Source organism: Providencia vermicola, assembly GCF_020381325.1.
Classification (GTDB): domain Bacteria; phylum Pseudomonadota; class Gammaproteobacteria; order Enterobacterales; family Enterobacteriaceae; genus Providencia; species Providencia vermicola.
Map to the genome: position 1 here is coordinate 266659 of NZ_JAGSPI010000001.1, position 14166 is coordinate 280824.

The window sequence follows — 14166 nt, forward strand, 5'->3', positions numbered from 1 at the left end:
TGTGGATACTTGGATACTAGTAGGGTTCATATTAGTGATGCTTGTTATACTCGCGCCGATTTTAGCGATAGTTTCGCTAAGTCGTACAGGGCGAATGCAATATCAAATTTCTGAGTTAAATCAGAAGGTTTATTCATTAGAAACACAAATTGCACAGTTTAAAAAATCGCAGAGTATCTTATCCGAATCCCCAATTACAGAACAAACGCATCAAGAGATTACACAACACATCACAGAGAAAACTGAAGATATTGAACAATCAATACGGCAAAACTCAGTGCCTTCAACAGAAAGCGAACAAGATATAGTCTCTGAAAAGTCAGTTGCTTACCAACAGGTAGAGCCTAGGGATAATATTGAACGGGTAAAAGACGCCCTTATAACGACGCAGCCACCTTTAACGCCTTCAAATAATATTGATGTTGATCCAAACCGGTTTAATAGCAATTTGTCATCTAAGGTAAACCCGAACCGATTTAATAGCACCAAAGAAAATACAACAAAAAATGTACAGGGTTGGGATGCAAATAAAAATATGCCAAGTAATGATAAGTCAATATTTGGTCACTTCTTTACTTGGTTATTAAAAGGCAATCCTGTTGCTAAAATTGGGATTTTATTATTATTCCTTGGTGTTGCTTACTTATTAAACTACAGTGTACAAAATGAAATTATCTCTGTGCAAATGCGGCTAATATTCAGCGCGGTAGGGTGTTTAATACTATTAGGTGTGGGCTGGTGGTTACGTAATAAAAAAACGCTTTTCGGTTTAATTTTACAAGGCGGGGGAATAGGTTGTTTATATATTACTATTTTTGCTGCTTTTAAGTTATACACCATGTTGCCGTATGGAATGGCCTTTGCGTTTATGTTGTTAATTTGTGCCGCCAGTATCGCTCTTGCATTATTACAACGTACGATTAGTTTAGCTATTTTAGCGTCATTAGGTGGTTATTTAGCACCTATCCTCTTATCCACTGGTGGTGGCAGCCACATCGTGCTCTTCTCATACTATCTGATGTTATCAACAGGTATTTTAATTATTAGTGTGTGGCAAGCATGGCGACCATTGAACCTCGTTGGACTGGTTATGACCTATGGGGTGGCGATTTTATGGGGGATAGATAATTATCAATCTGATTATTATCTATCTTGCCAATTATTTATTATCGCTAATCTGATCATTTTTAATGCATTAACACAACTCTTTTCATTACGTTTCGAACATACTAAACAACTTCTTGTCGATAATACTTTATTATTTGTACCACCTTTCATTAGTATTGTGTTGCAATTCTTTATTTCTGAGGGCGTAGGATTATTACCTGCATTTATCTCGTTATTGATTGGTTTATTGTACCTCGTGGCGGGGTTACAAATTCATAAACGTTATAAAGAAATTGGCAAAAATATGGCGCTAGGCAATATTATCATTGGTGCTGGGTTCGTAACTCTTGCCATACCATTAGCGCTGACATTTGAGTGGACTTCTATTATCTGGTCATTGGAAGGGTTATTACTTCTGTGGTTTGGCTTACAGCAAAACCACAGGAAATTAGCTACGGTAGGATCATTACTAATTTTAGTAAGTGTAGTGACTTTATTAAGTGATTATCCATTCTTATATTGGAGCCGTAGCAGCACTTATATGGTGCCAGTATTGCTTGTTGCTTGCTTTGGTGCGGGTGGTTTATTCCATATTCGCCGCAATGAAGATAGTAATTATTCATTATTCAGTTATGGTTTTTTAGTGATAGGAATAGTGGCATGGTATTGCTGGTTGCCAATGTTCACTAATATTCTTTCATGGAGCCGAGAATCCGAATCCTTTATTATGTTGGTTTTAGTCGTGATATCGGTATGGTTCTGGCGGCTATTTGCAATTCGTATTAATTGGGTTCCTTTACTTATTTGCCAATCTTTCTTATGGATTGCGGGCTATTACTATCTCGGTATCGATTTCTTAAATGATGAAAACCCGATGGGCCGAGGTGAAGGTTCCTTAATTTGGCCAGTCGTATTAGGAAGCTCTATATTATTTGTGATACACGCTTACAAGCTTCGCAACCCATGGATGCAAAGGGTATTACATGGCGCGAATTTATGGTTAATCCTTGCATTTATTGTAACACAAGTAAATTGGTTCGTTTCTATTCTTCCTTGGGGAATGCAACATGAAATGGGATATTTTATTTATGTTATGACGGTAACATTAATAATTTTAGTGTTGTATTGGTTGCAGCAAAATAGAATGCCCCCAATGAAACGTAATGGACTGATTTATTGGTATAGTTTGTTGCCCGTTGTTGTTGGGTTAGTTGTCTTATCAGGATATGCTAATTTAGAAGATGGTAAATTAACGTTCTGGAATTATATTCCGCTAATAAATCCATTAGATGAAGCAGGGTTATTTAGCATTGCCGCGATTATTTTAGTGCGTAAAGGCTTTATGCAAAAATTACGCAAAGTCACTGAGATAGACTTCTGGATCATTCGAGTGTTACTGGTTGCAATCATCGCTCTTGTAGCTCTGTGGTTTAATGGCATCCTTATTCGAGCAACGGCTGACTTTGCAGGGCTTAATTGGCATTATGAAACCTTGTTTGATTCGCGCTTAGTACAAACCGTTCTGTCGATTAGTTGGGCTCTTGCAGCACTAATATGCTCAGTGATATCGGCAATCAAGAAAAATCGGATCTGGTGGTTCTTCGGTGCAGGTATTTTTGCTTGTGTTATTGCAAAATTATTCTTAATTGATATTAACGGACAAGGTGGAATTACGCGTGCTGTCTCCTTTATTGGTGTGGCATTGGTAATATTAATTGTGGGGTATTTTTCTCCTTTGCCACCAAAAGAGCCAAAAGGGAAATCCGAACAGGAAACGCAATCATGAGTCTAAGTAAATATAGAGGGCTACTTGCTGTCTTTTCATTATCTTTATTATTTTCGAGCCATTTATATGGTGAGGATATTAAAGAAAATTCACCTTATAATTTTTATCAGGGAGCAGAAATAAATATTTCAGACACAAACGAGCCTTTTTATTGGCTTGAGCTGCCTGCGAATGCTTACTTTAATTCTGCCTATCCAAATACATTAGAAGATGTTCGCGTCTTTAATGGAATAGGTGATGAAGTTCCATCAGTACTTTTTTATGATGCTGAAAAATCTATTTCTAATGCAAAAGTATCATTTACGCCTCAACATTTAGTTGCGCGTATTGATAATGTGAATACTGATGAAGATATGCGTAAAGATAGGCAATATCTTCTTGTCGAATCTATACCTGGCAAAGTTAATCGCCTTGAACTACCAAATACACAAGCAAAAGATAAAGCATCTTATCAAGCTTATTTGTTGACTCGAAATGAAGATCAAGAAAAAAATGCAGCGATTAAAACTCTAACGCTGGATTGGGCTAAACATGAAAAAGATTGGCAAGCAAAAGCCTTTATTTTTACCAGCAATAATAAAGAAGACTGGGTTAATGTGGCGACAAACCAACCTATTATGAATTTAACGTTGGATGATCAAACAGTTACAAGTAATCAAATTGAATTATTAAATGGTAATGCTCAAGCTTTGAAAGCACCTTATCTTTTGGCTGTGATTGCGAGTTCCCCTGATGTTGTTATCCCTAACTTACTAAAAGTAAGCGCTGATGCGGATGTGTTAAAAGCAACTCGTCGTCAAGAGTCATTCCATTTTGAAATGACCAATGATGGGGTTTCACGGGAACATGTTATTTATCAATTACCCTCAATGCAGCCTTTAGATGAACTGCAAATACAATTACAGCAATCTAATCGTGTTATCCCTTTAAAAGTAGAATACTCATCAGATAGAGGGGAAAGCTGGTTACCACTAACGAATATTGTGGCATATAACCAGCATGCAAACGGTGAAACGGTTAGCAATACAAACATTGTTTTACACGGTGAAATGATCCGCACATTAAGAGTTTCTGCATTAAAAGGGAGTTGGGAGGATCAACCCCCACGTATTGTGGGTAAACGAGATGCGCTCAACTTGATATTTAATGTGCAAGGGGCTGCTCCTTACCTATTAGTGTGGGGAAACAAACAAGCTGTACAAGAAAAGTTAACGTATAATCAATTAGTTGGTAAAACCTACACAGTTGCAGAGCTAATGTCGAGTTATCCCGTTACTTATTCCGACGCTGAAATTGTGCCGTTAGGGGGGATTGAGCGACTGACGGCGACCGATCTTGTCGATGAAAGCCAAAATTGGTTAACAATCTCATTATGGGTTTTATTATTTATCGGGATTGTTGTTTTACTCTATTTCTGTTGGTATTTGCTTAAGGAAGTGAATTCTGGAAACAAAAATGAGAAAGGCGAATTATAAAGCCATTTCATTATTTGAATAGAAGCAGTATAAAAGAGAGCGGATTGCTCTCTTTTTACATTTCAACTATCTAAATAGTTCATTCAGACAAATATCTACATGATTTTACTGAATCATTAAAACAATTACGTATTCTGTATTTTTTTTGACAGCCTTTCGCGCTAAAACATATTTTAGTGAAAGGAGAACATGATGAAAAATATTTTATTTACTCGTTTATTTATCGGCATAGCGTTATTTACGGGAGCAACTTTATTTGCCCAAGCCGCAGATAATACGTTATTAACTGGGATTACTCCCCATGCAATGACGTATGAGTATGTGCAGTTACATCAAAACCAGCAGAATGAAGGGGATATTGAGTCCGAACGAGAAAGCAAAGAGCTTGAGAGTATTTTACTGCAAGACGCAACAAACGATCGACGTTTTACAGACCGCCAATTTAACCTAAATAAAAAAGAAAAGTAAGTTGTAATTTGAGGGGAAATAGCTATTAATGGGTAAGAAACCCATTAATAGACATAGCAAAGGAAAATAAGATGCATAAAGGTCAATGTTTATGTGGTGCAGTTAAGGTATCAACGGGTAAAGCAGTTAATAAGCTAAGTGTTTGTCATTGTAGCATGTGCCAAAAATGGAATGGCGGTCCAGGTTTTAGTGTGGATTGCGGTAGCGATTTACACATTGAAGGGCAAGACTCAGTCACTACATTTGTATCCTCACAGTGGGGGGAGCGCGCATTTTGTAAGCAGTGTGGTACACATCTTTTTTACCATTTAATTAATCCATCAACATATTATGTATCGGCAACCCTGTTTGAAGACAGCAAACAAGCGCAATTGGCGATGCAAATTTATATTGATAGCAAACCAAAATATTATAATTTTGTTGAGCAAACAGCGATGCTGACTGAGCAAGATATATTGAAAATGATGGGAGCCCCTTCAAATTAATTGCTGAATAAAAGATTATGGTAAGGCGGGAAGCGTGCTCGCTTTACCGCAAAACTGCAAATTTCCTTTCTGTTTGTCATGCTAACGACAAAAATTTGATTTACAATTAAGACAATATGCATTGAATAAAATGGGTAACAACACGTGATAGCTGTCATTGTGCTCATGTTTTGTATTTCTTTGGGGAATAACAAATGAATAGTATGAAAGGAATGCGTCATGCGAGTAACATTGCATGGGTACTACAATGGATTCTGAACATTGGTTTAATTACTTTAGCTGCTGTTTTGGTGTTTTTTTTAGCAAAAGAAACCTTTACGATGGCATCTTTAATGTTTGGCAGTTCAAAGGGAGCAACAGCTTATGAGCTCTTAGAGGGGATTGTGATTTATTTCCTCTACTTTGAGTTTATTGCATTGATCATTAAATATTTTATGTCAGGTTATCATTTCCCTTTAAGATATTTTATTTATATTGGCATTACAGCAATCATTCGTTTGATTATTGTCGATCACAGTGACCCAATGACAACGTTATTGCATGCAGGGGCAATTTTAGTACTGGTTGTCGCTCTTTACATCGCGAATACAGAAAAACTAAAACGTGAGTAATAAAATATTTATTTTTTAAATAGTAAAAGGGAGTGTATATCTCCTTTTTACTATTTGAAGGTTTTAATTATTATTAAATGAATTATCTAATGTTTGTGTAATGATAAAGAGGTTGTATCCCAGAGACTTGCAATATAAAATTCCCACTCATTTCTATTTAATTCATTGATAAATAATATAATATGGGAATAAATATAATAATTATTGATGACAATAATATTACTCTGCATGGATTTGAGTTTATATTTAGTCGTCATTCACGCTGCAAATTGATAGCTTCATTTTCCTCGATTGACCAAGCGGTGGTTTGGAACCGCCATCAAAGAGCCAGTGTGATTTTAATCAGTAGTGACCATTGTCATTTTGATTCCTTAAAAATGATTCAAACGTTGCGGCGCACGCAGCCTGATGTGGGAATTATTATTTATAACGTTCGTAGTAATTATTCTTTTTTTCTCAAAGCATTAGATATTGGAATTTTTGGATTATTGAGTGTCCATATTACTGAAGATGATCTGATAGAAGCGATCAAGGTGGTCAATGTAAAAAGGCGAATTATTTCTCCTGATATTGCTCAAGATCTCGCTTTGCATCGTGTTGTCCATAATAATCAGCAAGATTTATACGAGCTTTTGTCAGGTCGTGAACTGGAAATTATGTTGATGATCACCCAAGGTGTGCCCATTAAGCAGGTTGCACAGACGCTATCCTTGAGTCCTAAAACAGTAAATACTTATCGATATCGAATGTTTGGTAAACTTAATATCTGTAGTGATGTAGAATTAACTCATATAGCCATTAGATATGGTTTAATTACAGTACAGGGTTTATCCGAGTGGCAGAACAGTTCGAATCAAAAGCTTTCTTAAAAACAGTGACAAATCAGCCTGGCGTATATCGAATGTACGATGCGGGCGGCACGGTTATATATGTTGGTAAGGCGAAAGACTTGAAAAAAAGGCTTTCCAGTTACTTTCGTGAAAATGTGAGTAGCCGAAAAACAGAGCAGCTCGTCAAACAAATTGCTGCTATTGATGTCACCGTGACACACACTGAAACTGAAGCATTATTACTTGAACATAATTATATTAAGTTATACCAGCCTCGTTATAACGTGTTACTGCGTGATGATAAATCCTACCCATACCTATTCTTAAGTCAGGAAACGCACCCACGGATCTCGATGCACCGCGGTGCTAAACATGCCAAAGGTGAGTATTTTGGCCCATTTCCAAGTTCTTATGCCGTACGTGAAACCCTAACCTTAATGCAGAAACTATTCCCGATACGTCAATGTGAGGATAGTGTTTATAAAAATCGCTCAAGGCCTTGTTTACAATACCAAATAGGGCGTTGTTTAGGGCCTTGTGTTAAAGGGCTAGTTTCTGATGAAGATTATGATCAGCAAGTGGAGTATGTGCGGTTATTTTTGACAGGAAAAGACAAGCAAGTATTAACTGGCCTTGTGGAGAGAATGGAGAAGGCTAGCCAAGAGTTGCGCTTTGAAGACGCAGCGCGTTTTCGCGATCAAATTCAAGCTGTACGGACGGTGACTGAAGAGCAATATGTTTCTGGTGAGGGAGATGACCTCGATGTCATCGGCGTCTCTTTTGAATCAGGCCTTGCTTGTGTGCATGTCTTGTTTATACGTCAAGGTAAAGTGCTTGGCAGCCGCAGTTATTTTCCTAAAATCCCCGCAGATACCCAACAAGATGAAGTCGTTCAGACTTTTTTGGGGCAATTTTATTTACAGGGTAGCGAAAATCGTACATTACCAGGGGAAATATTGCTGGATTTTGCCCTGACAGAGAAAGAGTTACTTGCTCAGTCATTATCTGAGTTGGCGGGGCGTAAGATTAACATTCAAAGCCAGCCGAGAGGAGCGAGAGCACGCTATTTGAAATTAGCCCGTACGAATGCCTCGATTGCGTTATCCACTAAAATAGCGCAGAACTCGACAGTGCAACAGCGTATGGCCGCGTTAGCGAAGGTGGTTCATTTAGAAAATATATCACGTATGGAGTGCTTTGATATTTCTCACACTATGGGGGAGCAAACAGTTGCTTCTTGCGTTGTTTTTGATAAAACGGGCCCAGTGAAATCAGAATATCGCCGTTATAACATTTCAGGTATCACTCCTGGTGATGATTATGCGGCCATGCACCAAGTATTGACTCGCCGATATGGTAAGCACCTCGATGAAGGAAAGGTGCCTGATATTATCTTTATTGATGGTGGAAAAGGGCAGCTAGGGCAAGCTAGGGATGTATTTGACTCTCTTGAGGTTGATTGGGATAAAAACCATCCTTTATTAATCGGTGTGGCAAAGGGCAGTGATCGTAAAGCAGGGCTTGAAACGCTTTTCTTGAAACCGGAAGGCGAAGGTTTTGCCTTACCCCCTGATTCACCTGCATTGCATGTGATACAACATATTCGCGATGAGTCCCATAACCATGCGATTACAGGGCATCGCCAACGCAGAGCAAAAGTAAAAAATACGAGTGCCTTGGAATCGATTGAAGGTGTTGGGCCTAAACGTCGTCAAATGTTATTAAAATACATGGGGGGATTGCAGCCATTGCGTAATGCCAGTATAGAAGAAATCGCAAAAGTGCCCTCGATCTCATACGCACTTGCAGAAAAGATTTATAATGCATTGAAACAGTAAGTGTCTTAGGGCACCATATTCATAATATCCAACTTGGTCAAAAAGTTAGTGAGCGTGATGAAATTAAACATACCAACGTGGCTGACATTATTTCGCGTCATCCTAATACCATTTTTTGTCTTGGCATTTTACCTCCCTGTGACTTGGGGGCCGTTCGCCTGTGCGTTGATTTTTGTTGTCGCCGCCGTGACGGATTGGTTTGACGGTTTTTTAGCTCGACTTTGGAAGCAAACCACGAAGTTCGGGGCATTTTTAGACCCAGTTGCGGATAAAGTAATGGTCGCAACCGCGCTTGTTTTAGTCACTGAAAGTTATGATGTCTGGTATGTAACATTACCTGCTGCGACTATGATCGCACGTGAGATTATTATTTCTTCATTACGTGAATGGATGGCGGAGATTGGTAAGCGTAGCAGTGTTGCCGTATCTTGGATTGGTAAATTTAAAACAACGGCACAAATGATGTCACTCGTAGGGCTATTATGGCGCCCGACACCTTTAATTGAAAACCTTTCTATTGCGCTAATGTATGTCGCTGCTATCTTAACATTTTGGTCAATGTTCCAATATTTAAAGGCTGCGTGGGGCGATTTGAGCGAAGCGTGATCGAAATGATTGAAAAAACAGCGAACGATCCAATTATTTCAATAATTGTATTGACTCGATAGGTGAAATCAGTAGAATGCAACGCATCGAACGGCAACATGGTTTATGAAAATAAATAAGTAAATCAGCCAGTTTGATAGCATAAGCTGAAAGTTAAGCTTAACGCGGGAATAGCTCAGTTGGTAGAGCACGACCTTGCCAAGGTCGGGGTCGCGAGTTCGAGTCTCGTTTCCCGCTCCAAATTTCGTAAGAAATTCGGATAAGGCGCGTTAGCAAAGCGGTTATGCACCGGATTGCAAATCCGTGTAGCTCGGTTCGACTCCGGGACGCGCCTCCATAATTTAGCCCAGGTGGTGAAATCGGTAGACACAAGGGATTTAAAATCCCTCGGCCTTTAGGCTGTGCGGGTTCAAGTCCCGCCCTGGGCACCATCTTGAAGTAAGAGAATCATTTGATTCCTTTTATTTTAAGTTAGACGGATCTTTATACGAGTATCTACTCCAGTATATTGATTAACGGGTGAGTTAACTTATCCCTCTCGAAAGAGAAAATACAATTTGGCCCAGGTGGTGAAATCGGTAGACACAAGGGATTTAAAATCCCTCGGCCTTTAGGCTGTGCGGGTTCAAGTCCCGCCCTGGGCACCATCAATCTTAACTTTGTTAAGTTTGACAATTAACCACCAAAAGGTGGTTTTTTTGTATCTATTTTTTCTTCCTATGTCATTCAAACGATTGATTTTCAATAAAACTTCTCCTGTGTAAATTAACACGAAAATCGTGTAAAAATCCGTAAGTCAGACCGTTCTGCCAGTTTTTTATGTCATTATTCAATTTTTAAGAAAGAGACTGGCTATGTCACATATGAAAACAGAAGTTGTGGTTGTTCGTTTAACAAAGCATGAACGCGCTTTATTAGATGCTGTAAAAACAAAACCATTATTAGCGGATTGGCTGAAAGAAATCGCAATGGTTGAAGTGAAAGAACAAGAAAAAAAGGAACGTTAGGCTGTGAAGTAAAAACACGTTATTCAGTCAGGTCATTTAATTTGATAAAAGCGATGTTGTCTTTTGATTAATCATCCGTTTTTGATAGTATCCAATTAGATGACTTAATTGGGATGTGTTAAGTAATGATAAAAGGGATTTTAATTACCTTCTTTGTTCTTGTATTAGTAGGTTGCAGCACAAATCAACTGGATGCCCCTTATGGCTTTAAATGGGGGCAAACTCCTGCTGATGTGAAACGGCTGAATTTAGTTGGGTTACAGTGCACTGAGTTTCAAGAAAACGGGGCGCTGTGCTCTACTCCAAATACGCCAACCGTAAAAGGACGAATGTTTTTATTGATGTTTTCACGAGAAGAAAACACCTTGATGCTTATTTCTGCTCAAGGAAAGGATAGCCGTGATCAAGCTGTCATCTTAGCAGAGTATGATGAAATTAATCAAAAAATGTATGAAAAATATGGTATTCCAAAGAAAACGATCGAGCGTTATAAACGCGACTCTTTTTTCCTAGATAAAATATCTGATGACGAAACGACGCCATTTAAGCGGGTATATGAGCAAAATGGGATGCAAATAATGGTGGGGATCGTCAGTAATTCACATTTCAAAAAAATCCATAACAAAAAAGATATCATTTATTCAGTCATGATTATCTATAACTTAATTCCAGATAAGCCCCAAGAAATGACGACAAAAAATGAAATTGAGTAAAAATACTTAATTTGACTAAAAATGCGTAATTCTTTCATCTGGTTATAGCTAAATCTTAACTAAGAATATTCCCGTAGATGAAATAAGTGAATGATGATGAACTCAATATCATTATTTTATGAATATTGAGAAAATACATGAAAAAGACGCTGGCATTGGCACTATTGTTAATGATTATTCCACTATCTTCACAAGCAGGGTCTCATTATTCTCGTTGTGAAAAGAAAATCATAAAGTTGGAAAAACAGCTGCGCCATATATCTCATTATGAAAATAGGCATAAAATTGCCAAAATTAAGCAAAAAATTCATGAAATTGAAGATAAATGTTATGACAGCCGCTCAGGTGCAACACGTATTTATGATAACTATCCACGTGGAAAAGCGAGTGAATTAGAAAGGGAATTAGAATCTTTAAGGCGTGTCATTGAAGCATTAAAGGACTTAAAATAGACAAAACTGGTCTGTTCACTATGTTTATTTTCCACCAGTCTTAAGTAAATGGAGAATATCAGGTATATTAGACGCTGATTGTTAGCTACCAAGAAAGAATGACTATGATTATCAAACCTAAAATTCGTGGTTTTATCTGCACTACAGCTCATCCTGCTGGCTGTGAAGCCAATGTTCGTGAGCAAATCGCCTATGTTAAATCTCGTGGCGAATTAAAAAATGGACCTAAAAAGGTTCTGGTTATTGGTGCATCCACCGGTTACGGTCTAGCTTCTCGTATCAATGCTGCTTTTGGCAGCGGTGCGGCAACTATCGGCGTATTTTTTGAAAAGCCAGGTAGTGAGAGCAAAACAGGTTCAGCCGGTTGGTATAACTCAGCTGGTTTTGACAAGGCTGCCAAAGAAGAAGGCTTATATGCAAAAAGCATTAACGGTGATGCCTTCTCTGATGAGTGCCGTCAAACAGTCATTGATTTAATTAAACAAGATTTAGGCCAAATTGATTTAGTGGTTTATTCACTGGCTTCCCCTGTGCGTAAAATGCCAGAAACGGGTGAACTCGTACGTTCTGCGTTGAAACCGATTGGCGAGCCGTACAAATCTGTTGCATTAGATACAAACAAAGATGTATTGATTGAAGCGGTTGTTGAGCCTGCGAATGAACAAGAAATCGCTGATACTGTTAAAGTGATGGGCGGTCAGGACTGGGAACTGTGGATGAATGCGTTAGATGAAGCTGGTGTTCTGGCGGATAACGCCCAGTCAGTAGCTTATTCTTACATCGGTACTGATTTAACGTGGCCAATCTACTGGCATGGTACTTTAGGAAAGGCCAAAGAAGATTTAGACCGTGCAGCGCATGCAATTAACCAAAAATTGCAGGCAAAAGGCGGCTCAGCTTATGTCGCAGTATTAAAATCTGTGGTTACGCAAGCATCTTCAGCTATTCCTGTTATGCCATTATATATCTCTATCGTGTTTAAGATCATGAAAGAACAAGGCATTCACGAAGGTTGTATCGAACAAATCCAACGTTTATTTGCAACTAAGTTGTTCAGCGGTACTGCACCAGATACTGATGAAAAACACCGTCTGCGTTTAGATGATTGGGAATTACGTGATGATGTCCAAGAGACTTGCCGCGAAATTTGGAAGCAGCTTAATGATAATAACATCAATGAGCTGACTGATTATCAAGGCTATAAAGCTGAATTCTTACGTTTATTTGGTTTTGGCTTGAATGGCGTCGATTATGATGCAGATTTAAGTGGCGAAGCTAACTTTGAAGTGATTGAACTGGTTTAATAAGCTACTCATCATTCATTTAATATAAAGAACCCGCATACATATGCGGGTTGAGGTTGTTGACAAAGCAGGATAAAAGCGTGGTTTTTCCTGCTTTGTGTTATCAGCCGAAAATCAATAAATTGATTTTCCTAATTTATTTTCAAAACCTATCCAACCTGCCGCCAAACCTAATCGGTTTGTCAGCAGTCTGAACCCGCATACATATGCGGGTTTTTTATAGTCTAATTTTGAGGTGAGGATATTTTGCTTTTAACAAACAAAATAAATTGCTGGCTTTCTTGTTCTGATGTAAAGCTGCGAGCAGGAATAATCACTGCATAGACTCTATCTAAAAATAGATACAATAAATCACCATCCGTTCGGATAAACTGCACTGCACTCCATTTTATCGATGAAGAACCTTGATTACTGGTCTCATGCATCCCCTCATCATCAAACCGATATTCACGTTCAATAAATAGAAATCCATCATCATCGGGAATAGCTTTATTAAAACTTTGTACCATACGTAGCGCAAAGGTAATAAATAGCAAGACCGCCAATAAAAAAGAAATGAAAATGATCGGTAAGGTTGCTTGAAAATATCGAAAGGCAGAGGCGCAAGCGACAATAAAAACAAGTATAAAAAGAGTAAAGGGTAAGCTACTCGTTTTCTTTTTCGAAAAATATTTGTTTTTAAAACAGTAACGGCTAAACCTTATGTAATCAGTGCGGTTAAGTGAAACCAAAATTGGATTTATCATAAACGATATCTTAATTATTTTTGTTAGAAAATAAGTGTTGTTGGGATAATAGCGGTAAGCGTATCGGGTGTAAATTGGTTAGATAGGAATAGGGGTAACAATTAGATAAATTCCCCGAACGGAGTTCGGGGAAAGATAATTATTGGTCTAAATAAACCTTACCGTTACGAAAATAGCCTTTAGTTGTCACAGAACCATTTTCATCGAATTCAGTGATTTCATCCACAAGCTCGCCATTATTAAAGGTACCTATGATATGGGGCTTATTAGAGGGGGTATTGTGGTAAATTTTAAATGGGCCTGATAATTTTCCATTGGACGCTGTCATTTCAATATCAATACGTCCATCATCATGATATGTACGGACTAGACCATCAACCTGGCAGTTTTTAAGGCTAATATCAGATTCGATTTTACCGTTTTTATAGTAGCTTTTTAGGTATTTATCAAGGCATCCTTTATGTATCCACGTTTTTAATTCAGGCTTACCATCACCGTATTTGGTTTCAAATGCTCCATCAGCAATTCCTTCTGGGGCTTCAGTTGAAGGAAATTCAATTTTTTGGAGTTCTTCAAGTGAATCATATTTTGAACTTGAGCTGGATAATCCACCAACTTGGCAGCCAGAAATAATTAGCGCAAAAGAAAAAAATACGACAGATTTTAATTGATTTATTTTTAACATATTAACCCTATCTATTGCTGTGAAAAATTATTTTATTCAATTACCTATATGAC

General features: G+C 38.1%; 14 protein-coding genes and 4 tRNA genes. 16 read left to right on the forward strand and 2 right to left on the reverse strand.

Annotated elements, in window-relative coordinates; translation table 11 throughout:
* Positions 1 to 37: 37 nt before the first annotated feature.
* From KDJ85_RS01165 to fabV, 16 genes are all read left to right on the forward strand, one after another.
* Positions 38 to 2893, forward strand: coding sequence for a DUF2339 domain-containing protein (locus tag KDJ85_RS01165; RefSeq protein WP_225818140.1), 2856 nt, complete (start codon positions 38 to 40; stop codon positions 2891 to 2893).
* Entirely contained in the window at positions 2890 to 4368 is a 1479-nt protein-coding gene (locus KDJ85_RS01170) for a DUF3999 family protein (protein WP_225818141.1), read from the forward strand. The genes KDJ85_RS01165 and KDJ85_RS01170 overlap by 4 nt, the downstream gene beginning before the upstream one ends.
* Before the next feature lie 189 nt (positions 4369 to 4557).
* The gene (locus tag KDJ85_RS01175; protein ID WP_225818142.1) at positions 4558 to 4836 is read left to right on the forward strand and encodes a hypothetical protein; all 279 of its coding nucleotides are present in this window, start codon (positions 4558 to 4560) and stop codon (positions 4834 to 4836) included.
* Between the two features lie 71 nt (positions 4837 to 4907).
* Complete coding sequence (locus KDJ85_RS01180) at positions 4908 to 5321, forward strand: GFA family protein (protein WP_225818143.1); 414 nt, start codon at positions 4908 to 4910, stop codon at positions 5319 to 5321.
* Between the two features lie 203 nt (positions 5322 to 5524).
* Positions 5525 to 5932, forward strand: a complete 408-nt coding sequence (gene psiE, locus KDJ85_RS01185) for a phosphate-starvation-inducible protein PsiE (protein WP_206084381.1) — start codon at positions 5525 to 5527, stop codon at positions 5930 to 5932.
* A 182-nt stretch (positions 5933 to 6114) separates the two neighbouring features.
* Positions 6115 to 6801 carry a LuxR C-terminal-related transcriptional regulator gene (locus KDJ85_RS01190; RefSeq protein WP_225818144.1) on the forward strand — a complete coding sequence of 229 codons (687 nt, stop codon included), beginning with the start codon at positions 6115 to 6117 and terminating at the stop codon, positions 6799 to 6801.
* Entirely contained in the window at positions 6768 to 8600 is a 1833-nt protein-coding gene (gene uvrC / locus KDJ85_RS01195; RefSeq protein WP_206088370.1) for an excinuclease ABC subunit UvrC, read from the forward strand. Before KDJ85_RS01190 ends, uvrC begins: the two co-directional genes overlap by 34 nt.
* A gap of 57 nt (positions 8601 to 8657) precedes the next feature.
* Complete coding sequence (gene pgsA, locus KDJ85_RS01200) at positions 8658 to 9206, forward strand: CDP-diacylglycerol--glycerol-3-phosphate 3-phosphatidyltransferase (RefSeq protein ID WP_206083934.1); 549 nt, start codon at positions 8658 to 8660, stop codon at positions 9204 to 9206.
* 164 nt (positions 9207 to 9370) lie between these two features.
* Positions 9371 to 9446, forward strand: a tRNA-Gly gene (locus KDJ85_RS01205).
* Between the two features lie 23 nt (positions 9447 to 9469).
* Positions 9470 to 9543, forward strand: a tRNA-Cys gene (locus KDJ85_RS01210).
* A gap of 7 nt (positions 9544 to 9550) precedes the next feature.
* Positions 9551 to 9637 (forward strand) — tRNA-Leu (locus KDJ85_RS01215).
* A gap of 129 nt (positions 9638 to 9766) precedes the next feature.
* Positions 9767 to 9853 (forward strand) — tRNA-Leu (locus KDJ85_RS01220).
* 207 nt (positions 9854 to 10060) lie between these two features.
* A complete protein-coding gene (locus tag KDJ85_RS01225; protein WP_225818145.1) occupies positions 10061 to 10213 on the forward strand; it encodes an MbeCy in 153 nt (50 codons plus the stop codon).
* A 125-nt stretch (positions 10214 to 10338) separates the two neighbouring features.
* Entirely contained in the window at positions 10339 to 10926 is a 588-nt protein-coding gene (locus KDJ85_RS01230) for a hypothetical protein (protein WP_225818146.1), read from the forward strand.
* 137 nt (positions 10927 to 11063) lie between these two features.
* On the forward strand, positions 11064 to 11378 hold the full coding sequence (locus tag KDJ85_RS01235; RefSeq protein WP_225818147.1) for a DUF1090 family protein: 315 nt from the start codon (positions 11064 to 11066) through the stop codon (positions 11376 to 11378).
* A gap of 104 nt (positions 11379 to 11482) precedes the next feature.
* Positions 11483 to 12682 carry an enoyl-ACP reductase FabV gene (gene fabV / locus KDJ85_RS01240; protein ID WP_225818148.1) on the forward strand — a complete coding sequence of 400 codons (1200 nt, stop codon included), beginning with the start codon at positions 11483 to 11485 and terminating at the stop codon, positions 12680 to 12682.
* Between the two features lie 224 nt (positions 12683 to 12906).
* Here the strand turns inward: fabV and KDJ85_RS01245 are convergent, their stop codons facing one another.
* Positions 12907 to 13428: a YcxB family protein gene (locus tag KDJ85_RS01245; protein ID WP_225818149.1), complete on the reverse strand. Its 522-nt coding sequence runs from the start codon at positions 13426 to 13428 to the stop codon at positions 12907 to 12909.
* A 139-nt stretch (positions 13429 to 13567) separates the two neighbouring features.
* A complete protein-coding gene (locus KDJ85_RS01250) occupies positions 13568 to 14113 on the reverse strand; it encodes a toxin-antitoxin system YwqK family antitoxin (protein WP_225818150.1) in 546 nt (181 codons plus the stop codon).
* Between the last annotated feature and the right edge of the window lie 53 nt (positions 14114 to 14166).

Bases quoted from the DNA above. Each gene is read 5' to 3' on its own strand.
- fabV (WP_225818148.1), top strand. From the start codon at position 11,483: ATGATTATCAAACCTAAAATTCGTGGTTTTATCTGCACTACAGCTCAT.
- KDJ85_RS01225 (WP_225818145.1), top strand. From the start codon at position 10,061: ATGTCACATATGAAAACAGAAGTTGTGGTTGTTCGTTTAACAAAGCAT.
- KDJ85_RS01230 (WP_225818146.1), top strand. From the start codon at position 10,339: ATGATAAAAGGGATTTTAATTACCTTCTTTGTTCTTGTATTAGTAGGT.
- KDJ85_RS01245 (WP_225818149.1), bottom strand. From the start codon at position 13,428: ATGATAAATCCAATTTTGGTTTCACTTAACCGCACTGATTACATAAGG.
- KDJ85_RS01190 (WP_225818144.1), top strand. From the start codon at position 6,115: ATGGGAATAAATATAATAATTATTGATGACAATAATATTACTCTGCAT.
- KDJ85_RS01175 (WP_225818142.1), top strand. From the start codon at position 4,558: ATGATGAAAAATATTTTATTTACTCGTTTATTTATCGGCATAGCGTTA.
- KDJ85_RS01180 (WP_225818143.1), top strand. From the start codon at position 4,908: ATGCATAAAGGTCAATGTTTATGTGGTGCAGTTAAGGTATCAACGGGT.
- KDJ85_RS01170 (WP_225818141.1), top strand. From the start codon at position 2,890: ATGAGTCTAAGTAAATATAGAGGGCTACTTGCTGTCTTTTCATTATCT.
- psiE (WP_206084381.1), top strand. From the start codon at position 5,525: ATGAAAGGAATGCGTCATGCGAGTAACATTGCATGGGTACTACAATGG.
- KDJ85_RS01165 (WP_225818140.1), top strand. From the start codon at position 38: ATGCTTGTTATACTCGCGCCGATTTTAGCGATAGTTTCGCTAAGTCGT.
- pgsA (WP_206083934.1), top strand. From the start codon at position 8,658: ATGAAATTAAACATACCAACGTGGCTGACATTATTTCGCGTCATCCTA.
- KDJ85_RS01235 (WP_225818147.1), top strand. From the start codon at position 11,064: ATGAAAAAGACGCTGGCATTGGCACTATTGTTAATGATTATTCCACTA.
- KDJ85_RS01250 (WP_225818150.1), bottom strand. From the start codon at position 14,113: ATGTTAAAAATAAATCAATTAAAATCTGTCGTATTTTTTTCTTTTGCG.